This window comes from Pseudomonas izuensis (assembly GCF_009861505.1).
Classification (GTDB): Bacteria; Pseudomonadota; Gammaproteobacteria; order Pseudomonadales; family Pseudomonadaceae; genus Aquipseudomonas; species Aquipseudomonas izuensis.
Genome location: NZ_WTFT01000008.1, coordinates 323,663 through 344,459 on the forward strand (window position 1 = coordinate 323,663; position 20,797 = coordinate 344,459).

General features: G+C 61.5%; 16 protein-coding genes. 12 read left to right on the forward strand and 4 right to left on the reverse strand.

All coding sequences use genetic code 11. From position 1 onward, the window contains the following. The first annotated feature begins 5 nt into the window (after positions 1 to 5). From GPL81_RS08475 to GPL81_RS08515, 9 genes are all read left to right on the forward strand, one after another. Complete coding sequence (locus tag GPL81_RS08475; protein WP_160106384.1) at positions 6 to 1,451, forward strand: alginate O-acetyltransferase; 1,446 nt, start codon at positions 6 to 8, stop codon at positions 1,449 to 1,451. 8 nt (positions 1,452 to 1,459) lie between these two features. Next, positions 1,460 to 2,575, forward strand: a complete 1,116-nt coding sequence (locus tag GPL81_RS08480) for a mannuronate-specific alginate lyase (RefSeq protein WP_160106385.1) — start codon at positions 1,460 to 1,462, stop codon at positions 2,573 to 2,575. A 212-nt stretch (positions 2,576 to 2,787) separates the two neighbouring features. Next, positions 2,788 to 4,353: an MBOAT family O-acyltransferase gene (locus GPL81_RS08485; RefSeq protein ID WP_160106386.1), complete on the forward strand. Its 1,566-nt coding sequence runs from the start codon at positions 2,788 to 2,790 to the stop codon at positions 4,351 to 4,353. 11 nt (positions 4,354 to 4,364) lie between these two features. Next, complete coding sequence (locus tag GPL81_RS08490) at positions 4,365 to 5,540, forward strand: alginate O-acetyltransferase (protein ID WP_160106387.1); 1,176 nt, start codon at positions 4,365 to 4,367, stop codon at positions 5,538 to 5,540. A 17-nt stretch (positions 5,541 to 5,557) separates the two neighbouring features. Continuing rightward, the gene (locus GPL81_RS08495; protein WP_160106388.1) at positions 5,558 to 6,214 is read left to right on the forward strand and encodes an alginate O-acetyltransferase AlgF; all 657 of its coding nucleotides are present in this window, start codon (positions 5,558 to 5,560) and stop codon (positions 6,212 to 6,214) included. A gap of 208 nt (positions 6,215 to 6,422) precedes the next feature. Beyond that, the gene (locus GPL81_RS08500) at positions 6,423 to 7,874 is read left to right on the forward strand and encodes a mannose-1-phosphate guanylyltransferase/mannose-6-phosphate isomerase (protein WP_096509172.1); all 1,452 of its coding nucleotides are present in this window, start codon (positions 6,423 to 6,425) and stop codon (positions 7,872 to 7,874) included. A gap of 276 nt (positions 7,875 to 8,150) precedes the next feature. Beyond that, positions 8,151 to 8,615: a multidrug transporter gene (locus GPL81_RS08505; protein ID WP_096509171.1), complete on the forward strand. Its 465-nt coding sequence runs from the start codon at positions 8,151 to 8,153 to the stop codon at positions 8,613 to 8,615. A 47-nt stretch (positions 8,616 to 8,662) separates the two neighbouring features. Continuing rightward, a complete protein-coding gene (locus GPL81_RS08510; protein ID WP_160106389.1) occupies positions 8,663 to 9,487 on the forward strand; it encodes an SDR family oxidoreductase in 825 nt (274 codons plus the stop codon). 135 nt (positions 9,488 to 9,622) lie between these two features. After that, positions 9,623 to 10,018: a DUF4440 domain-containing protein gene (locus GPL81_RS08515; protein ID WP_160106390.1), complete on the forward strand. Its 396-nt coding sequence runs from the start codon at positions 9,623 to 9,625 to the stop codon at positions 10,016 to 10,018. A gap of 122 nt (positions 10,019 to 10,140) precedes the next feature. On the opposite strand, the gene GPL81_RS08520 is transcribed toward GPL81_RS08515, so the two are convergent. The 4 genes from GPL81_RS08520 to GPL81_RS08535 form a co-directional block, all read right to left on the reverse strand. Beyond that, entirely contained in the window at positions 10,141 to 11,004 is an 864-nt protein-coding gene (locus GPL81_RS08520; protein WP_121104473.1) for an efflux RND transporter periplasmic adaptor subunit, read from the reverse strand. A gap of 10 nt (positions 11,005 to 11,014) precedes the next feature. Beyond that, the gene (locus tag GPL81_RS08525) at positions 11,015 to 11,215 is read right to left on the reverse strand and encodes a DUF1656 domain-containing protein (RefSeq protein WP_160106391.1); all 201 of its coding nucleotides are present in this window, start codon (positions 11,213 to 11,215) and stop codon (positions 11,015 to 11,017) included. Beyond that, positions 11,205 to 13,400, reverse strand: coding sequence for an FUSC family protein (locus GPL81_RS08530; RefSeq protein WP_160106392.1), 2,196 nt, complete (start codon positions 13,398 to 13,400; stop codon positions 11,205 to 11,207). The genes GPL81_RS08525 and GPL81_RS08530 overlap by 11 nt, the downstream gene beginning before the upstream one ends. Positions 13,401 to 13,539: 139 nt before the next feature. Beyond that, complete coding sequence (locus tag GPL81_RS08535) at positions 13,540 to 15,039, reverse strand: efflux transporter outer membrane subunit (protein ID WP_160106393.1); 1,500 nt, start codon at positions 15,037 to 15,039, stop codon at positions 13,540 to 13,542. A gap of 275 nt (positions 15,040 to 15,314) precedes the next feature. Here GPL81_RS08535 and GPL81_RS08540 point away from each other — a divergent pair, with 275 nt between their 5' ends. From GPL81_RS08540 to GPL81_RS08550, 3 genes are all read left to right on the forward strand, one after another. Beyond that, positions 15,315 to 16,283 (forward strand): LysR family transcriptional regulator, encoded by a 969-nt coding sequence (locus GPL81_RS08540; protein ID WP_096509165.1) that lies wholly within the window; start codon positions 15,315 to 15,317, stop codon positions 16,281 to 16,283. Positions 16,284 to 16,530: 247 nt separating this feature from the next. Then, positions 16,531 to 17,691 (forward strand): efflux RND transporter periplasmic adaptor subunit, encoded by a 1,161-nt coding sequence (locus tag GPL81_RS08545; protein ID WP_160106394.1) that lies wholly within the window; start codon positions 16,531 to 16,533, stop codon positions 17,689 to 17,691. Then, entirely contained in the window at positions 17,688 to 20,792 is a 3,105-nt protein-coding gene (locus GPL81_RS08550) for a multidrug efflux RND transporter permease subunit (protein ID WP_160106395.1), read from the forward strand. Before GPL81_RS08545 ends, GPL81_RS08550 begins: the two co-directional genes overlap by 4 nt. Positions 20,793 to 20,797: the final 5 nt, after the last annotated feature.

Below are 20,797 nucleotides of genomic sequence, written 5' to 3' on the forward strand. Positions count from 1 at the left end.
ATTTTATGCACCCACACTTGATCAAATTACTCAGCCTGTCGGCCCTGACCGCCGGCATTCTCGCGGCCAGCACCGGCGCCAGAGCCGACGAAGCACAAGCGCCGAAGTTCTCTGCCGAACCCTGCTGCAGCCTGTGCCCGGCCGCCCATGATGCGAAGAACTACACCACCCGCTATCAGCAGAACTTCACCACGCTGGTGCAGGCCCAGGGCGACTGGCTGTTCCGTACGCAAGAAGACTTGCGCACCGAATTCGACACCTCGCCCGCCGGCTACAAGCGCATGAAGCAGCTGCACGATGCATTCAAGAGCAAAGGCGTGGAGCTGGTTGTCGTGTACCAGCCGACCCGTGGCCTGGTGAACCGCAACAAGCTCAACCCGGCCGAGAAAGCCAGCTTCGATTTCGACAAGGCATTGAAGAACTACAAGACCATGCTCGGACGTTTCGCAGCCATGGGTTACGTGGTGCCGGACCTGTCGCCGCTGACCAACGAATCGCTGCCCGACACCCTGCCCGCCCATGACTTCTACTTCCGCGGCGACCAGCACTGGACGCCGTATGGTGCCCAGCGCACGGCGAAAATCGTCGCTGAAAAGGTCAAGCAGATCCCGGCCTTCGCCGACATTCCCAAGCGTGAATTCGAGACCCATAAGTCGGGTCGCATGGGCAAGACCGGAACATTGCACAACATGGCCGGTCAACTCTGTGGCACCAGCTACGCGATCCAATACATGGATCAATTCACCACCGAGCCGAAAGGCGAAGCAGGCGATGGCGATCTGTTCGGCGATTCCGGCAACCCGGAGATCACCCTGGTCGGCACCAGCCACAGTGGCAAGAACTACAACTTCGCCGGTTTCCTCGAAGAGGCCATCGGCGCCGACATTCTAAACGTGGCGTTCCCCGGTGGCGGCCTGGAAGGTTCGATGCTGCAGTACCTGGGCAGCGACGAGTTCCAGAAGCACCCGCCGAAGATTCTCATCTGGGAGTTCTCGCCGCTCTATCGCCTCGACCAGGAAACCATCTACCGCCAGATGATGGCGTTGCTGGACAACGGTTGCGAAGGCAAGGAAGCACAGATGTCCGGCAGCACGACGTTGAAGCCGGGCAAAAACGAACTGATGGTCAACAGCAAAAACCTGAGCCTGCAAAACAGCAGTCACCAGGTCGACATCCGCTTCGCCGATACGTCGGTGAAAACCCTGCAAGCCACCCTCTGGTACATGAACGGGCGCCACGAGGACATCAAGATCGACAAACCGGAAACCTCCGAGACTGACGGGCGTTTCGCCTTCGAGTTGCGCACGGACGAAGACTGGGCCTCGCAGAACCTGCTGGCCGTCGAAGTCCAGGGCCCTGAAGCCGGTGCCGCGCCACAGAAGGTCGAAGCGAAAATCTGCAAACGCAACGTATTCCCGGGCGAGCAGCGTACTGCTTCGGTCGGGCAATGAGGACTGCCATGCGAACTCCGACACTTGCGACACTGACGCTGTTGAGCCTGGCGATGTTTGCCGGCGCGACCCAGGCTGCCGCGCCACTGCGCCCGCCTCAGGGTTACTTCGCGCCCATCGAGAAAGTCAAAACCGGCGACAAGAGCGAAGGCTGCGATGCGATGCCGACGCCGTACACCGGCTCACTGCAATTTCGCAGCAAGTACGAAGGCTCGGACAAGGCCCGTGCAACCCTGAACGAGCAATCGGAAAAAGCCTTCCGTGACAGCACCGCCGACATCACCAAAATCGAGCGCGGCACCAGCAAGCGGGTGATGCAGTTCATGCGCGATGGGCGTCCGGAGCAACTGGAATGCACGCTCAACTGGTTGACGACCTGGGCTCGGGCGGATGCATTGATGTCCAGGGACTTCAACCACACCGGCAAATCCATGCGCAAATGGGCATTGGGCAGCATGGCGTCGTCGTACATTCGCCTGAAGTTCTCCGACTCCCATCCGCTGGCCAATCATCAGCAAGAGTCGCAGTTGATCGAAGCCTGGTTCAGCAAAATGGCCGATCAGGTGGTCAGCGACTGGGACAATCTGCCGCTGGAACAAACCAACAACCACTCGTACTGGGCTGCCTGGTCGGTGATGGCAACGTCCGTCGCCACCAACCGCCGCGACCTCTTCGACTGGGCCGTGAAGGAATACAAGGTCGGCGCCAACCAGATCGACGCCGATGGCTACCTGCCCAATGAACTCAAGCGCCAGCAACGGGCGCTGGCCTACCACAACTACGCCCTGCCGCCGCTGGCGATGATTGCCAGTTTCGCCCAGGTCAACGGTGTGGACTTGCGCCAGGAAAACAACGGCGCCCTGAAACGCCTGGGTGATCGCGTGCTCGCCGGGGTGAAGGATCCGGAGCAGTTCGAGCAGAAGAACGGCAAGGAACAGGACATGACCGACCTGAAGATCGACTCGAAATTCGCCTGGCTCGAACCGTTCTGCACGCTCTACACCTGCGCGCCGGATGTGCTGCAGAAGAAACATGCCATGCAGCCGTTCAAGTCCTTCCGGCTCGGTGGTGACCTGACCAGGGTCTACGACCCGGCTAACGAGAAAGGCAACAAAGGTTCTTAAGACAAACACAAGCCCCTGTGGGAGCAAGGCTTGCCCGCGATGGCCTCACCGCGGTGCAACAGATGAACCGCGTCATCGTTCATCGCGGGCAAGCCTTGCTCCCACAGGGTTCAGTGTCAGGTTTGAGTTTTGTGTGATACCCCCCGGTTTTCTGTGGGGGGTTTGGGGGGGCCGTTGGCCCTTGAATGTTGGTTAAACAAGGAGAGATCGGGATGGTTTTTTCGTCCAACGTATTCCTGTTTTTGTTCTTGCCGATCTTTCTCGGCTTGTACTACCTGAGCGGGCAACGCTATCGCAATTTGCTGCTGCTGATCGCCAGCTACGTGTTCTACGCCTGGTGGCGTGTGGACTTCCTGGCGCTGTTTGCCGCCGTTACGCTGTGGAACTACTGGATCGGCCTGAAAGTCGGCGCCGCCGGGGTCAAGACCCAACCGGCGCAGCGCTGGCTGCTGCTCGGCGTGGCCGTCGACCTGTGCATCCTCGGCTACTTCAAGTACGCCAACTTCGGCGTCGATAGCATCAACGCGATGATGACGTCCGTGGGCCTTTCGCCGTTCATCCTGACCCACGTGTTGTTGCCGATCGGGATCTCGTTCTACATCTTCGAGTCCATCAGCTACATCATCGACGTCTACCGTGGCGACACCCCGGCAACGCGCAACCTGATCGACTTCGCAGCGTTCGTGGCGATCTTCCCGCACCTGATCGCCGGCCCCGTGTTGCGTTTTCGCGACCTTGCCGATCAGTTCAACAATCGCACCCACACCCTCGACAAGTTCTCCGAGGGCTGCACGCGGTTCATGCAGGGTTTCATCAAGAAAGTCTTCATCGCCGACACCCTCGCCGTGGTGGCCGACCATTGCTTCGCCCTGCAAAACCCGACCACGGGTGATGCCTGGCTCGGCGCCCTGGCGTACACCGCGCAGTTGTATTTCGACTTCTCCGGCTACAGCGACATGGCCATCGGCCTGGGCCTGATGATGGGTTTTCGCTTCATGGAAAACTTCAAGCAGCCGTATGTCAGCCAGTCGATCACCGAGTTCTGGCGGCGCTGGCACATCAGCCTGTCGACCTGGTTGCGTGACTATCTGTACATCACCCTGGGCGGTAACCGCAAAGGCACGCTGATGACCTATCGCAACCTGTTCCTGACCATGCTGCTCGGCGGTCTGTGGCACGGCGCGAATATCACCTACATCGTCTGGGGCGCCTGGCACGGCATGTGGCTGGCTATTGAAAAAGCCATCGGCCTGAACACCACGCCACGCAGTTTCAACCCGATCCGCTGGGTACTGACCTTCCTGCTGGTGGTGATGGGCTGGGTGATTTTCCGTGCAGAAAACCTGCACGTCGCCGGTCGCATGTACGGCGCGATGTTCAGCTTCGGCGACTGGTCGCTGTCGGAACTCAACCAGGCCAGCCTCACCGGCCTGCAAGTGGCGACGCTGATTGTGGCGTACGTGACTTTGGCGTTCTTCGGCTTGCGCGACTTCTACACCCATCAGCCACCGGCCAAGACCAAACCCGAAGTGAATGTCGATGCCGACGGCCCGGCCGCCGCGACCGCCGGCACGATCAAAGCCGTGCCTGGGGATAACCCGGCCAGCATCCACCAGCCTGGCTACACCGTCGGCGTCGAAGCCCAGGTGCAACCGGCCTACTGGACCGCTGACTGGTCGCGCTACGTGATGCGTGCGCTGGTGCTGCTGCTGTTCATCGCCTCGATTCTCAAACTCTCGGCGCAAAGCTTCTCGCCGTTCCTTTACTTCCAGTTCTGAGGGATCTGACCATGACCCGCTCATTACGCATCTTCTACATCGCCCTGTTTCTGGTGACCCTGCTGGCCCTGGGCCTGTGGTCGGTTCGCAGCTTCCTGGGCTTCAGCACCAACGCCGATGCAACGGTGCTCAACGGTCGCTGGACCAAAGCTGTGGAAACGCACTACGACGACGAGTTCCCGATCAAGCGCCTGGGCACCAACCTCTGGGCAGCACTGGACTTCAAACTGTTCAACGAAGGTCGTCCGGGCGTGGTGCTCGGTCGCGACCAGTGGTTGTACAGCGATGAAGAATTCCACCCTGTCGTCAACGAAGAGCTGAACCTGCAAGGCAACTACGCGCTGGTCGAAGGCGTGCGCCAGACCCTGAAGGACAAAGGCGTGCAACTGGTGATGGCCGTGGTGCCGGCCAAGGTGCGCCTGTACCCGGAACACCTCGGTGAGGTGAAACCAGCCAGCATCCACGCCAACCTCTACAAGGACTTCCACCAGCGCCTGGCCGCTGACCGGATTCCCGCACCGGACCTGCTGGGCCCGTTGCAAGCCGCGAAAAACGACGGCAAGCAGGTGTTCCTGCGCACCGACACTCACTGGACTCCGGAAGGCGCCGAGATCGCCGCCAACCGCCTGGCCAAGACCATTGCCGACAAATACCCACTGAGTGGTGAACCGCAAACCTTCGTCACTACACCTGCGGAAAAGATCACCCACAAAGGCGACCTGCGTCTGTTCCTGCCACTGGACCCGTTGTTCGAAAACCTGATGCCAGCGCAAGAACCTTTGCAAAAGCGCAACACCGTGGCCGCTTCCGACCAACCGAGCGGTGACGACGCCCTGTTCGCCAACACCGAAGTCCCCGTCGCGCTGATCGGTACCAGCTACAGCGCCAACCCCAACTGGAATTTTGTGGGCGCACTGAAACAAGCCCTGCGCAGCGACGTGGTCAATTACGCCGAAGACGGCCACGGCCCGATCCTGCCGATGCTCAGTTACCTGAAAAGCGACGCTTTCAAGAACAGCCCGCCGCAGGTGCTGATCTGGGAGTTTCCTGAACGATATCTGCCTGTGAACAACGAAATCGGCGACGCCGACCCGCAGTGGGTCGCAGAGCTTAAACAAGCCGGCGCGCGCCAACAAAACGTAGCCATCAACGCTAAATCCGAGACGCCCGACCGGGCGCAAAACTGAAAGAGAGAGGTACTACCATGACTTTCACGACTACTCCTCGTCGTCTCGCCAAGACCTTTGCACTGGCCGCGACCTTCAGCGTCCTGTCCATGAACGCTTTCGCCGGTGGTGATGCCGCACTGTACGGTCCGACCGCCCCGAAAGGCTCGACCTTCGTGCGCATCTACAACGCCGGCTCTTCCGAAGTCAGCGCCACCGTCGGCAGCACCAACCTGAGCGACGTCGCGCCGCTGTCCAGCAGTGACTTCAGCTTCATGCCGGGCGGTGATTACAGCGCCAAGGTCGGCAGCCAGACGCTGCCGGTGAAACTGGCCGGTGACCACTATTACACCCTGGTCAACAACGCCAGCGGCGCACCGCAACTGATCGAAGAGCCGCCGTTCAAGAACAAGCAGAAATCCCTGGTACGGGTGCAGAACCTCAGCGACAAGGCACTGACCCTGAAAACGGCCGATGGCAAGACTGACGTGGTGCCGAACGTGGCCGCCAAGGGCCGCGGCGAACGTGAAATCAACCCGGTGAAAGTCAGCCTGGCGCTATACGACGGTGCAACCAAAGTCGGCGACGTGAAACCGGTCGCCCTGGAACGCGGTGAAGCCGCCGTGCTGTACGTCACCGGCAGTGGCAGCAGCCTGTCGCCGGTCTGGGTGAAACGCCCGGTGTCGACGCGCTAATCATTTTTCCGGACTGCTCCACAGGACCGCTGAAAAAAACGCGGTCCCCTGTAGGAGCTGGCTTGCCAGCGAAGGCGTCCTCGAGGGCCCCATCGCCAGCAAGCCGGCTCCTACAGAGGGGATCGGCAATCCGGACACGAAACAAAAACAAGAGTGAAACGACACAGCGTTCGTAGCTCTAACCAAACGATTTTCAAGGAGTAACACCATGATTCCAGTCATCCTCTCCGGTGGTAGCGGCTCACGTCTTTGGCCGCTTTCCCGTAAGCAGTTCCCTAAACAGTTCCTGGCCCTGACCGGCGAACACACGCTGTTCCAGCAAACCCTGGAGCGCCTGGTGTTCGAAGGCATGGACACGCCGATCGTGGTCTGCAACAAGGACCACCGCTTCATCGTCAACGAGCAACTGGCGGCCCGCAAACTGGAAACCCAGCGCATCCTGATGGAACCGTTCGGTCGCAACACCGCACCGGCCGTGGCCCTGACCGCGATGATGCTGGTCAATGAAGGTCGTGACGAACTGATGCTGGTACTGCCGGCCGACCACGTACTGGAAGACCAGAAAGCCCTGCAACGCGCCCTGGCCCTGGCCACCGTCGCCGCCGAAAACGGCGAAATGGTGCTGTTCGGCGTGCCGGCCACCAAACCGGAAACCGGTTACGGCTACATCAAGTCGACCAACGATTCACTGCTGCCCGAAGGCGTCAGCCGTGTCTCGCACTTCGTCGAAAAGCCCGACGTGAAACGCGCCACCGAGTTCGTCCAGTCCGGCGGCTACTTCTGGAACAGCGGCATGTTCCTGTTCCGCGCCAGCCGCTTCCTCGAAGAACTGAAAAAGCACGACCCGGACATCTACGACACCTGCCTGCTGACCCTGGAACGCAGCCAGCAAGACGCTGACACCGTCAGCATCGACGAAGCGACTTTCGCCTGCTGCCCGGACAATTCCATCGACTACTCGGTGATGGAAAAAACCCGACGCGCCTGCGTAGTGCCGCTGACCGCCGGCTGGAGCGATGTCGGTTGCTGGTCGTCGCTGTGGGAAGTGAATGAAAAAGACGCCAACGGCAACGTCACCAAGGGCGATGTAGTAGTCCAGGACAGCCGCAATTGCATGATCCACGGCAACGGCAAACTGGTGTCGGTGATCGGCCTGGAAAACATTGTCGTCGTCGAAACCAAGGACGCCATGATGATTGCGCACAAGGACAAGGTCCAGGGCGTGAAGCAGATGGTCAACACCCTCAACGAACAGGGCCGCAGCGAAACCCAGAACCACTGCGAAGTCTATCGTCCGTGGGGTTCCTACGACTCGGTGGACATGGGCGGGCGCTTCCAGGTCAAGCACATCTCGGTCAAGCCGGGCGCGTGCCTGTCGCTGCAGATGCACCACCACCGCGCCGAGCACTGGATCGTTGTCAGCGGCACTGCTGAAGTGACCTGCGACGAGAACGTGTTCCTGTTGACCGAAAACCAGTCGACCTACATCCCGATCGCCTCGGTTCACCGTCTGCGCAACCCGGGCAAGATCCCGCTCGAGATCATCGAAGTGCAATCGGGCAGCTACCTGGGTGAAGACGATATCGAGCGGTTTGAGGACATCTACGGGCGCACCACGCCGATCGAGCGCGGCGTGTCGGTGAAGACCATCGCGCAGTAAGCCTCTGTAGACCTTGAGCCCCTGACCGGCCTGCTGCGTTCCCTATCCGCAGCGGGTTGGTCAGGGGCTTTTTTTGATCCGTTTTTTGTATTGCCTTGAAGGTCCTCATCGCGAGCAGGCTCGCTCCTACATTGGTTTTGTGAACGCCACAGATCAATTGTAGGAGCGAGCCTGCTCGCGATGAGGCCCTCACATCTACCAAAAAAATCACGCCCATCGCCAATCCCACCCACGCTTAGGTACGATGACCCTATCCATCCCCGAGGTTTGCGCGTCATGTTCATCGGTGTCCTGCTGGTCATCACCTGGGTGATCCTGCTGCTGCGCTACCCAGCCAAGGCCCTGCCCGTTTCCCTGGCTGCCGCCGTCGGCCTGGGCATCGTCGCCACCTGGGTCATCTGGATGGACCACCGCGAACTCAAGCAACTGCAGCGCCTGGAGTTGCGCATCAGCTATGCGCCGCAACACTGTCCCGCCGACCGACCACTGAAATTGACCCTGAACAACGGCAACGACGTGCCGATGACCGAGCTGCGCTGGCGGGTGGCCGCTTACGCGCCAGGCGATACGGTCAACCTCGCCGACAATCAATACTCCGCGCCTCGCTACCGTGGCCCCGGTGAATTGCAGGCCGGTGGCAACTGGGAAGACTGTTTACCACTACCGCCACTGCGCCCCGGCTACCGTCCGGAAACCCTGGAGTTTCGCGCAGAGCGTTTACAGGGTAGTTTTTCTGACTGAGCTTTCTCCCACGAGTTTTCCCCCTCTGATTGCACAAGGAACGCGCCATGCCCGTTGCGTTGATTACCGGATGTTCCAGCGGCATTGGCCGCGCGCTCGCCGATGCGTTCAAAATCGCCGGATACGAAGTCTGGGCCAGTGCACGCAGGGCTGAAGACGTAGCCATGCTGAGCGCTGGCGGATTCACCGCCGTGCAACTGGACGTCAATGACGGCCAGGCACTGGAACAGTTGAGCGAACGGATCAACCAGCAGCATGGCGGCCTCGACGTACTGATCAACAACGCCGGTTTCGGCGCCATGGGGCCTTTGCTCGATGGCGGTGTGCCAGCGATGCAGCGCCAGTTCGAAACCAATGTCTTCGCCATCGTTGGCGTGACCCGCGCAATGTTTCCAGTGTTGCGGCGGGCCAAAGGGATCGTGGTGAACATTGGCAGCGTTTCAGGGGTGCTGGTCACGCCGTTCGCTGGTGCCTACTGCGCGTCCAAAGCCGCCGTGCATGCCTTGAGCGATGCCTTGCGCATGGAACTGGCGCCCTTCGGTGTCAGGGTCATGGAGGTTCAACCCGGTGCCATTGCCTCCAGTTTCGCCAAAAACGCCGGCCACGAAGCCGAACAACTGATCAGCGAACAATCGCCATGGTTTCCGCTGCGCGCTGGCATTCGCGCACGGGCCAAGGCCTCCCAGGACAACCCGACGCCGGCCAGTGAGTTCGCCGCCGGGCTGCTCAAGGCTGTGCAGCAGAACAAGCCGCCGAGGCTGGTGCGGCTGGGGAATGGCAGTCGGGCGTTGCCGTTGATGGCGGGACTATTGCCAAAAGGCTTATTGGAGTCCGCGTTGATGAAGCGGTTCGGGTTGCGCGGGCAGCTCTGAGACTGAGTCGACCCAATCGCGGGCAAGCCTTGCTCCCACAGGTTCTGCGGCGGTCTCTGTGGGAGCAAGGCTTGTCGGATCGCCGCACCGCCGCGATGGGGCCGGTACAGACACCACAGAATTTAAGGAAAGGACATGACCGACTTCACAGAATACTTTGACGAAGTGATCCAGGCCCACGTCGCCATCGAAAAATGGCTGGCCGAGGAGCAGGACCCGCGCGAACTCGAACGCCTGCTGACCCGTTTTTCACCGCAGTTCTCCATGGTCTCGCCCTTGGGCCGGGTGCTGGATTTTGACGCGCTGAACCAGTTGTTCATGCTGGCGGGCGGCAAGAAGCTCGGGTTCCGCATCAAGCTCAGCGAGTTGCACGGCCTTGCGCTGCACAACGGCGGCGCGACGGTCAGTTATCGCGAACAACAAACCGATGCCACCGGGCTGCACTCCGATCGCCGCTCGACCGTGGTGTTCGAGAAAGTGGATGGCAGGATTCTCTGGCGGCATTTGCACGAGACTTTTTGCAGCGCGTGAACGGTCACTGTATGTCTGGCAGACCGAGTCGCATTCTTCGCGAGCAGGCTCGCTCCCACAGGGGAATGCATTCCAATTGTGGGAGCGAGCCTGCTCGCGAAGAATGCGACTCGGTCTATCGGTTATGCACCATCGCCCTGCTTGACCACCACCGTGCAAGTAATCCCCGCCGCCAACAGCACCCCCTCCGGCACTTCATCGATGTGAATGCGCACCGGCACCCGCTGCGCCAGGCGCACCCAGTTGAAGGTCGGGTTCACGTCGGCAATCAGCTCGCGACTTTCCGGGTTGTCGCGGTCGTAGATCCCCCGCGAAATGCTTTCCACATGCCCCTTGAGCACTTCACCGCTCATCAGTTGCATATCCGCCTTATCACCCACACGCACGTGGGGCAGTTTGGTTTCTTCGAAGAAGCCGTAGACCCAGAAAGAGTTCATGTCGACCACGGCCATTTTCGCTTCGCCGATGCGCGCATAGTCGCCGCGATGGACGTTGAGGTTGGTCACGTAACCGTCCACCGCCGCCCGGACTTCGGTGCGCTTGAGGTTGAGTTCGGCGGCTTCGAGTTGCGCCTGGGCCTGCTGGTAATCGGCCAGGGCGGAGTCGGCGATGTTGCTGGCGTCGTCGCGATTTTCCTTGGAGATCACCAGGTTGTCCAGGTCGGCGCGGCGATGGGCGTTAACCTTGCGCATCTCCCACGTGGCCTTGCGCGAAGCCACCAGCGATTGCGCCTGCTTGACCGCAAGGCGGTAGTGCTCGGGGTCGATCTGCATCAGCAGATCACCTTTTTTGACAAGCTGGTTGTCACGCACCGGCACGCTCACCACTTCGCCGGTAACGTCGGCAGCGACGTTGATGATATCGGCACGCACCCGGCCGTCACGGGTCCACGGCGTCTCCATGTAATGCACCCACAGGGTGCGGCCAATCCAAATCGCCAGGGCCAATACCAGCAGGGTAGCGAGCAGGCTGAAAAGCTTTTTCATCAGGGCGTTCTCAAGGGTAGACGGTCAGCGCCATGGCGCCGAACAGACAGGTAAACAGACTCAGGCGCAGCAGCGCCGGGTGCCAGAAGAAGCGGTACAGGTCGAACCCGGAGAGAAACCGGTCGAGCCCCCAGGCCAGCGCCGCGGCAATCAGAAACATCAGGGTCATGGTCGGCATGTACACGCCGTGGAAGGCGATTTCACGGGGCATGTTCAAGTCCTTGGGGCTTGGCGGCGTGGGTGTAGCTGGACAGTGGCGATTGCGGGTCCAGCAGCGAAGTGCGGATGAAGTGCAGGTAGCTTTTCACCCGACGCAACGCCGAGGTGTCGAAGTGCGGGGCAAAGGGCTCATCGGTGGCTTGCACCCGGCTGAGCGCGTGATCGACCGCGATCAATGCACGCTCCAGGTTGCTCTGTCCCGGTTGCAGGAACAGCCGCACCAGCGAGCGCCCCATCACGCGGATCGACTGGCGCCACGGCTGGGATTCGGCATAGGCCGGATGCACCGGCAGGATCGCCTGCTCCTTGCGCAACTCGATGATCGCGTGGCCGACTTCCAGCACCACGAACATCCAGCGCAGCAGATTACGCTGCACCTGCGGTTGCCCCGCCGCGAAACCATAGGCCTGATGCACCAGGTCGCGGGTCCGGCTTTCGAAACTCGACGCCAGGCCCTTGAGTTTGCCGCTGATGGCGTACACCACTTGCCCGCGCAAGTCCTGTTCCAGCCGTCGCCACAACCAGCGACTGTTGGGCGGCAGAATGATCGCCCCCGCCGCCGCGCACACCAGCATGCCGATCACCATGGCGATGTAGTCATTGATGAAGGTGTAGGGGTTGTAGATCGTGAGGTTGTCCGGCACCGAACCGATGCTGAAGAAAATCAGCAAGCCCACTCCGACCCCGGCGTATAACGGCCGCGATGCCAGGAACGCGCCCAGCACGAACACCGGTGCGAGCATCACGCACAACAAAGGGAAACCGTCGATCCACGGGAAGATGAAAAACATCTCGGCGAAACCGATCAGTGCCCCGAGGAACGTGCCGCAAGCCATCTGGAAGGCCATGCGCTTGGGGTTCGGCGTGGCGGCGGACAGGCCCACGGTGGCCGCGGCGACCAAGGTCATGGTCGCCCCGCTTGGCCAGGCCGTGGCCACCCAATAGCTGCCCAACACGATGAGAATGAATGCTGCGCGAATCCCCGAGGCGGCGGCGGCCATCCAGTTGGTTTGCGGTGTGAAGGGTTCGTCCCAACGCTCTCGCTCGTGACTGTGATCCGCCAGGGACGCGTGAGTCTGTGCATAGCTGTGCAAGTCATCGACAAAGCGATAGAGCAATTCGTAGGCGGTGTGGAAATCCAGTTGTTCGGCGTCGCCCGGATCGCTCTCCTGGAAGATCGCCCGCAGGCTGCGCACCCGGGCCGGCAAACCTGCCTTGTAGGCCGTCAGGGCCGTCACCAGTCGCGCGGCATCGGCGCTGGTCAAGGCACGACCGCTGTAGCCGTCGAGCAACTCGGCCAGGTCCTGCAAGCCCGGCTTGATTGCCGCCTCGACGTGATCGGCACCGTTGCTGCGCAAGCGCTCGAGCAATTGATGCAAGGCGTTGAAGCGGGTGGTGACGCCCATGAACTCGCTGTTCAGGCGGCTGAGCCGGCCGTTGCGTCGACGCATGTGCGGGTCTTCGAATACGGTGACACTGCGCAAGCCCTCCAGGCCCACCGCCTCGGCGATGAAGCGCACGTTGCTGGCTTCGAATGCCTCGCGTCGGCTGCGCCCGCGCAAGCCGTCGGTGACGAACAACGCGAACACCCCGAAGCGCTGGTACAAGGCGTTGCGCATGGCGGCACTGGCGGATTGCGGCAGGATCGCGGCGCTGACCAGGGTCGAGCAGAGAATCCCCAGGGAGATTTCCAGCACCCGCCAGACCGCCGCCATGAACGCGCCATCTGGATGGGCCAGAGCAGGCAGGCCGACCATTGCCGCGGTATACCCTGCGAGCACGAAGCCGTAGGCGCGGAAGTTGCGGCAGCGGGTGGCACCGGCCGTGCAGATCCCGACCCAGATCGCCAGCGAGCCGAGGAACAATTCGGTGTTCTGTGCAAACAGGGCAATCAACGCGACCATCACTGACGAGCCAGCCAGCGTGCCGAGGAACCGATAAAAGCTTTTGGCGAACACATGACCGCTTTGCGGCTGCATGACGATGAACACCGTGATCATCGCCGTACGCGGTTGCGGCAACTCCAGGCGCATGGCCAGCCATAGTGTGAGGAAGGCGGCGATCAGCACCTTGAAAATGTAGACCCAGGTCACGCCATCGCTGCGTGCCCAGTCAAAAAAGCCCCGGCGCCATTCCAGGGAATACAGCCAGCGCAAAGGTGCGGGCAAGGGGGTCATGGAATCCTGCTCAGTAAAGGTCGGTGACGACTTGCAACCTGTAGGAGCGAGCCTGCTCGCGATTGCGGTCTGACATTCAACATCGATGTCGACTGACACGCCCTCATCGCGAGCAGGCTCGCTCCTACAGGGTTTGTGTTCAACGCAGAAGGACCGGGGTTTTCGGTGCGGCGGTCTGCCTGTCTTTCGGTACGTCGTTGCCCGCACCCAACCCACCACCTAATGCCGTCACCAGTTCCGCATGGGCACTCAGGCGCGCGGCCTGGACCTGTTGCTGGACCTGCTGCTGCTTGAACAGCAGGGTCTGGGCATTGAGCACGTTGAGGTAATCGGTAAGCCCGCGCTGGTAGGCGATCATGGCGATGTCGTAGGTTTTCTGCGCCGTGGCCACCGACTCGGCGGCGAACGTTTGCTGCTTGTCCATGGACTCGCGACGGATCAGTTGATCGGAGATGTTTTTCAGCGCATTGACCAGCGTCTGGTTGTACCGGGCCACGGCGATGTCATAACCGGCCGAGGCCTCACCCAGCTCTGCCCGCAAGCGACCGCCGTCGAAAATCGGCAAGGAAATCGCAGGTCCCACGCTGTAGTTGAGCTTCTTGCCGGTCAAAAACTCCAAAGCCCCACCGCCGGTGGCCATGTAGCCCAGGCTGCCGACCAGGTCGACGTTGGGGTAGAACCCGGCATGCGCCACATCGATGCCCCGGGCCTGCGCGGCCACTTGCCAACGGCTGGCAACCACGTCCGGGCGTTGACCGAGCAATTGCGCCGGCAACGACGACGGCAGTTTCAGCGCCGCGCCCAGCGACAGCGTCGGCCGTTGCAATTGCGCGCCCTCTCCCGGGCCTTTGCCGGCCAGCGCGGCCAGTTGATTGCGGCTCAGGGCGATTTCTTCGTCCAGCGCATCGATCTGCCGATGGGTTTCCGGCAGCGGTGTCTCGGCCTGACTGACTTCGAAATGGGTGCCGATGCCGCCGTTCAGGCGCTTCTGTGCCAGTTCCAGAATCTGCTGTTGTTGCTTGAGGGTCGCCTCGACGATGTCCCGCTGCGCATAATGCAACGAGAGCTCGATGTAGACGCGCACGATGTTGTTCTGCAATTCGAGCTGGGCCTGGCGCGCCTCGGCGACGGTCATGTGGGCCATGTCCACGGCGCGTTCGGTGTTATTGCTTTCGCGGCCCCACAGGTCGAGGGCGTAACTGAAGCCCAGCGCGGCGTTGTTGTCCCAAGTGGTACTGTTGGCCAACTCGCCTGGCCCGTAGAACTGATCGGTGGGCCAGTTGTGACGCTTGAGGGTGGACTCGCCATTGATCTGCAACGACTCGGCGGCTTCGGCAATACCGGCCATGGACTTGGCCTGACGCACCCGCGCGGCGGCCATGGTCATGGTCGGGCTGCCTTGCACGGCAAGGTCGATCCAGCGGTTCAGTTGCGGGTCGCCATAGGCCTGCCACCATAGCGCGGTGGGCCAGTGTGCATCCTGAGCGGCGCTCTGTATGGCTTCGTCGGTGGCCAGTGAATTGGCCTCCAGTGCCTTGCCCTGTGGGGCAATACCTCCGGTTCCGATGCAGCCGCTGATTGCCAGGGTTAAAGCCAGAATACTGAGCGGCGAAAGCGCTCTGCTGATGCGACGCGGCACTGCTGAAAATTCCTGAGGAAAATGAGGCTGGAGCCTGTGGGAGCAAAGCTTGCTCGCGATGGCATCGCCGCGGTGGATCTGACGGACCTTGGTGAACCCATCGCGAGCAAGCTTTGCTCCTACAGGGATCGGCGCAATTCTATGAGGTGACCGAAATGGCGATAAGCTGGGATTCCTGTGAATCTTTGTTACCGTTAACGAGATAATCCTTAAGTCTGGGGTCTCAGACTCTGAAACTTCGTGTCACAATTTGCCATCGAACCCGAGAGCACCCCATGGACACATTGCAAAACATGCGCGCCTTCAGTTACGTGGCCGAAGCCGGCAGCTTCACCGCCGCCGCCGTGCAACTGGACACCACCACCGCCAACGTCTCGCGCGCGGTCTCCAACCTGGAGGCCCACCTGCAAACCCGTCTGCTCAACCGAACGACCCGGCGCATCGCCCTGACCGAAGCCGGCAAGCGATATTTGCTGCGCTGCGAGCAAATCCTGGCCTACGTTGAAGAAGCCGAGGCCGAGGCCAGCGACGCCCATGCGCGCCCCGCCGGGCAACTGAAAGTGCACACCATGACCGGCATCGGCCAGCATTTCGTGATCGATGCCATCGCCCGCTACCGCAAGACCCACCCGGACGTGACCTTCGACCTGACCATGGCCAACCGCGTGCCGGACCTGCTGGACGAGGGCTACGACGTGTCCATCGTGCTCGCCCGCGAACTCCCGGACTCGGGCTTCGTCTCCCAGCGCCTGGGGATCACCTACAGCATCGTTTGCGCCTCGCCGGCCTACGTCAAAGCCAATGGCTGCGCGCAAAAACCCAGCGACCTGCTCAACCACGCCTGCCTGCGCCTGGTCAGCCCGGTCATTCCCCTGGAAAAATGGGCCTTCGACGGTCCCGATGGCCAGGAAATGGTCATCATCAACAGCTCACCGTTCCTGGTGAACTCCGCCGACGCCATGAAAAGCGCGATCACCAGCGGCATGGGGGTCGGCGTCCTGCCGCTGTATGCCGCGATCGACGGCCTGCGCAATGGCACGCTGGTACGGGTCATGCCCAAATACCGCTCGCAAGAGCTGAACCTGTACGCCATCTACCCGTCGCGTCAGTACCTGGACGCGAAGATCAAGACCTGGGTGGAATACCTGCGCGGATCGTTACCAGAGTTGCTGGCGGCGCATCAGGCGGAATTGGCGGCGTATGAGTTGAGCGGAAGCCTGGCGGGGGCGCGGGTCGCAAACTGATCGTCTGAGCCTCTGTGGGAGCAAAGCTTGCTCGCGATAGCGGTGTATCAGGCGCAATCAATATTGGCTGGGCCGCCGTCATCGCGAGCAAGCTTTGCTCCCACAGGTGCCGGCCCAGAGGCCGCCAAGTCAAAGAGCGTATGAAACTGACAGCGCCGTCAGTTAGCAGTCACTCTCCTGACCGCCAAACAGGTTTATAAAGGAAAATACCAACCTGTCGATCACCCTGCCCTGGCGCCTCACTCGCATGCGAATCCAGCAAAAACCCGTCCTGCTCGTCGCCCTTCTGATTTTCCTGGCAGCGCTGGGCCTGTGGTATGCCGGCAAACCCGCCAAGGCAAAACTCGCGGCGCCCGGCGCCATCCCCGTGCGCGTGGTCAGCGTCGCCGAAAAAGACGTCCCCCGCTACGTCAGCGGCATCGGCTCGGTGTTGTCGTTGCACAGCGTCGTGGTGCGCCCGCAAATCGACGGCATTCTTACCAAAATCCTGGTCAAGGAAGGCCAACTGGTGAGCAAAGGCGACCTGCTGGCCACCATCGACGACCGTTCGATCCGCGCCAGCCTCGACCAGGCCCGGGCGCAACTGGGCGAAAGCCAGGCGCAACTGCAAGTGGCGCAGGTCAACCTCAAACGTTACAAACTGCTGAGCGTCGACGACGGCGTATCCAAACAGACCTACGACCAGCAACAGGCGCTGGTCAACCAGCTCAAGGCCACCGCCCAGGGTAATCAGGCCTCGATTGATTCGGCCCAGGTACAACTCTCCTACACACAGATTCGTTCTCCGGTCAGTGGCCGCGTCGGTATCCGCACGGTGGATGAAGGCAATTTCCTGCGCATGACCGATGCCCAAGGCCTGTTCACCGTCACCCAGATCGACCCGATTGCCGTGGAATTCTCCCTGCCGCAACAAATGTTGCCGACCCTGCAAGGCCTGATCAATGATCCGCAACATGCCAGGGTCAAGGCCTACATTGGCGCCGACACCGACGGCGAGACCGGCAACCTGCTGGGCGAAGGCCACCTGACCCTGATCGACAACCAGATCAACACCAACACCGGGACCATCCGTGCCAAGGCCGAATTCGACAACGCCGGGCAGAAACTCTGGCCGGGGCTGCTGGTGACGGTAAAAATTCAGACAGCCTTGGACAAAGACGCGCTGGTAGTACCGCCTACCGTCGTACAGCGCGGCCTGGACCAGCCTTTCGTGTATCGGGTCAAGGGTGACAAGGTCGAAACCGTACCGGTGCAGATGATCTTTCAGGGCAGCAGCCAGAACATCATCAAGGGTGTCGAACCGGGTGACGTGCTGGTCAGCGATGGCCAGTCGCGGCTCAAGCCCGGTGCCACCGTGCAAGTGCTGACCGACCCGGCGCAGGTGGTGCAGTCGGAGGCCGCGCAATGAAAGGCCACGGTTCGATATCCGCCTGGTGCATCGACCACCCGGTCGCCACGGTTCTGCTGACGTTTGCGCTGGTGCTGCTGGGCGCTATCGCTTTTCCGCGCCTGCCGGTAGCGCCCTTGCCCGAGGCCGAGTTCCCGACCATCCAGGTGGCGGCACAACTGCCCGGCGCCAGCCCGGAAACCATGGCGTCTTCGGTGGCCACGCCGCTTGAAGTGCAGTTCAGCGCCATTCCCGGCGTGACTCAGATGACGTCGAGCAGCGCCCTGGGTTCGACCAACCTGACCCTGCAATTCACCCTCGACAAAAGCATCGACACTGCCGCTCAGGAAGTGCAGGCCGCGATCAATACCGCCGCCGGTAAACTGCCCAAGGACATGCCGAACCTGCCGACCTGGCGCAAGGTCAACCCGGCCGACAGTCCGGTATTGATCCTCAGCGTCAATTCCTCCCTGATGCCGGGCCCCGAACTCAGCGACCTGACGGAAACCCTGTTGTCCCGTCAGATCAGTCAGATCGACGGCGTAGGCCAGGTCGCCATCACCGGTCAGCAGCGTCCGGCGATCCGTGTCCAGGTGTCGGCAGACAAACTCGCGGCCATCGGCCTGACGCTGGCGGACATCCGTCTGGCGATCCAGCAGACCAGCCTCAACCTGGCCAAAGGTGCGCTGTACGGGGAGTCGAGCATCTCGACCCTGTCCACCAACGACCAGTTGTTCCGCCCCGATGATTACAGCCAATTGATCGTTTCCTACAAGGACGGTGCACCGGTTCATCTCAAGGATGTCGCCAAGGTCGTCAATGGTTCGGAAGACGCCTACGTCCAGGCCTGGGCGGGCACGCAACCGGGGGTCAACCTGGTGATCTTCCGCCAGCCGGGGGCGAACATTGTCGAGACCGTGGACCGCATTCAGGCGGCCCTGCCGGGGCTGGAAGCGATGCTCCCCGCGTCGGTGCAGGTCAAGACGCTGATCGACCGCACCCAGACCATCCGTGCCTCGCTGCATGAAGTGGAAATCACCCTGCTGATCGCAATCATGTTGGTGGTAGCGGTGATGGCCCTGTTCCTGCGCCAGTTGTCGGCGACCCTGATTGTGTCGGCGGTATTGGGCGTATCGCTGATTGCCAGTTTCGCCCTGATGTACGTCATGGGTTTCAGCCTGAATAACCTGACGCTGGTGGCGATTGTGGTGGCCGTGGGGTTTGTGGTCGACGATGCGATCGTGGTCGTAGAGAACATCCACCGCCACCTGGAGGCCGGCGACGGCATGCGCGAAGCGGCGATCAAAGGCGCGGGGGAAATCGGCTTCACCGTGGTGTCGATCAGTTTCTCGCTGGTGGCAGCGTTCATTCCGCTGCTGTTCATGGGCGGCGTGGTCGGACGCTTGTTCAAAGAGTTCGCCCTGACCGCCACGTCGACCATCATGATTTCGGTGGTGGTGTCGTTGACGCTGGCGCCAACCCTGGCGGCGCTGTTCATGCGCGCGCCGGTGCATCACGCCCACGATAAACCGGGCTTCGGCGAGCGCCTGCTGGCCTGGTACGAAAAAGGCCTGCACCGCGCCCTCGCCCATCAACGCCTGATGCTCGGCGTGTTCTGCCTGTCCCTGGGCCTGGCCGTGACCGGGTACGTGCTGATTCCCAAGGGCTTCTTCCCGATTCAGGACACCGGTTTTGTCCTCGGCACTACCGAAGCCGCCGCCGATATTTCCTACGGCGATATGGTGAAAAAGCACCTGGCCATGGCCGAAATCGTCGCCGCCGACCCCGCGGTCGAAACCTTCTCGCACTCGGTCGGAGTCTCGGGCAGCAACCAGACCATTGCCAACGGCCGGTTCTGGATCACCCTGAAAAAACGCAGTGACCGCGACGTCTCGGCCAGCCAGTTCATCGACCGGATTCGCCCGCAACTGATGAAAGTGCCTGGCATCGTCCTGTACCTGCGGGCCGGCCAGGACATCAACCTCAGTTCCGGTCCGAGTCGCGCCCAGTATCAGTATGTGCTCAAGAGCAACGACGGCCCGACCCTGAGCACCTGGACCCAGCGCCTGACGGAAAAACTGCGCAGCAACCCGGCATTCCGCGACATTTCCAACGACCTGCAACTGGGCGGCAGCATCACCCACATCAGCATCGACCGCAGCGCCGCCTCCCGTTTCGGCCTGACCGCCAGCGATGTTGACGAGGCGCTGTATGACGCCTTTGGCCAGCGGCAGATCAACGAGTTCCAGACCCAGATCAACCAGTACAACGTGATTCTGGAACTGGACACCAAACAACGCGGCAAGGCGGAAAGCCTCAACTACTTCTACCTGCGCTCACCGCTGAGCGGCGAGATGGTGCCGTTGTCGGCCCTGGCCCGGTTCGATGCGCCAACGGTCGGCCCGCTGTCCATCGCCCATGACGGCATGTTCCCGGCCGCCAACCTGTCGTTCAACCTCGCGCCCGGCGTGGCTTTGGGCGATGCGGTGATCATGCTTAACCAGGCCAAGGTCGACATCGGCATGCCGGCGGCCATCAGCGGCAACTTCCAGGGTGCGGCCCAGGCGTTCCAGAGTTCGCTGGCCAGCCAGCCATGGCTGATTCTGGCGGCGCTGGTGGCGGTGTACATCATCCTCGGCGTGCTCTACGAGAGCTTCGTGCATCCGTTGACGATCATCTCGACCTTGCCTTCGGCGGGCCTGGGGGCAGTGATCATGCTGTGGATCTGCGGCCAGGACTTTTCGATCATGGCCCTGATCGGGCTGGTGCTGTTGATCGGTATCGTCAAGAAAAACGGCATCCTGATGATCGACTTCGCCCTTGAAGCGCAGCGCAAGGGCGGCTTGCCGCCGGAAGAAGCGATCTTCCAGGCCTGCCTGACGCGGTTCCGGCCGATCATCATGACCACCCTCGCCGCCCTGCTCGGCGCCCTGCCGCTGATGCTTGGCTACGGCACCGGTGCCGAGCTGCGCCAACCCCTGGGGATCGCGGTGGTTGGCGGCCTGCTGGTAAGTCAGGCGCTGACGCTGTTCACCACGCCGGTCATATACTTGTGGCTGGAGCGGCTATTCCATCGGCCCAAAAAACCAGCGTCTATACCAACGCTGGCGACCACAGACTGAGACGG

Excerpts from the sequence above, each read along its gene's own strand:
- GPL81_RS08475 (WP_160106384.1), top strand. The coding sequence starts at position 6 with ATGCACCCACACTTGATCAAATTACTCAGCCTGTCGGCCCTGACCGCC.
- GPL81_RS08480 (WP_160106385.1), top strand. The coding sequence starts at position 1,460 with ATGCGAACTCCGACACTTGCGACACTGACGCTGTTGAGCCTGGCGATG.
- GPL81_RS08485 (WP_160106386.1), top strand. The coding sequence starts at position 2,788 with ATGGTTTTTTCGTCCAACGTATTCCTGTTTTTGTTCTTGCCGATCTTT.
- GPL81_RS08490 (WP_160106387.1), top strand. The coding sequence starts at position 4,365 with ATGACCCGCTCATTACGCATCTTCTACATCGCCCTGTTTCTGGTGACC.
- GPL81_RS08495 (WP_160106388.1), top strand. The coding sequence starts at position 5,558 with ATGACTTTCACGACTACTCCTCGTCGTCTCGCCAAGACCTTTGCACTG.
- GPL81_RS08500 (WP_096509172.1), top strand. The coding sequence starts at position 6,423 with ATGATTCCAGTCATCCTCTCCGGTGGTAGCGGCTCACGTCTTTGGCCG.
- GPL81_RS08505 (WP_096509171.1), top strand. The coding sequence starts at position 8,151 with ATGTTCATCGGTGTCCTGCTGGTCATCACCTGGGTGATCCTGCTGCTG.
- GPL81_RS08510 (WP_160106389.1), top strand. The coding sequence starts at position 8,663 with ATGCCCGTTGCGTTGATTACCGGATGTTCCAGCGGCATTGGCCGCGCG.
- GPL81_RS08515 (WP_160106390.1), top strand. The coding sequence starts at position 9,623 with ATGACCGACTTCACAGAATACTTTGACGAAGTGATCCAGGCCCACGTC.
- GPL81_RS08520 (WP_121104473.1), bottom strand. The coding sequence starts at position 11,004 with ATGAAAAAGCTTTTCAGCCTGCTCGCTACCCTGCTGGTATTGGCCCTG.
- GPL81_RS08525 (WP_160106391.1), bottom strand. The coding sequence starts at position 11,215 with ATGCCCCGTGAAATCGCCTTCCACGGCGTGTACATGCCGACCATGACC.
- GPL81_RS08530 (WP_160106392.1), bottom strand. The coding sequence starts at position 13,400 with ATGACCCCCTTGCCCGCACCTTTGCGCTGGCTGTATTCCCTGGAATGG.
- GPL81_RS08540 (WP_096509165.1), top strand. The coding sequence starts at position 15,315 with ATGGACACATTGCAAAACATGCGCGCCTTCAGTTACGTGGCCGAAGCC.
- GPL81_RS08545 (WP_160106394.1), top strand. The coding sequence starts at position 16,531 with ATGCGAATCCAGCAAAAACCCGTCCTGCTCGTCGCCCTTCTGATTTTC.
- GPL81_RS08550 (WP_160106395.1), top strand. The coding sequence starts at position 17,688 with ATGAAAGGCCACGGTTCGATATCCGCCTGGTGCATCGACCACCCGGTC.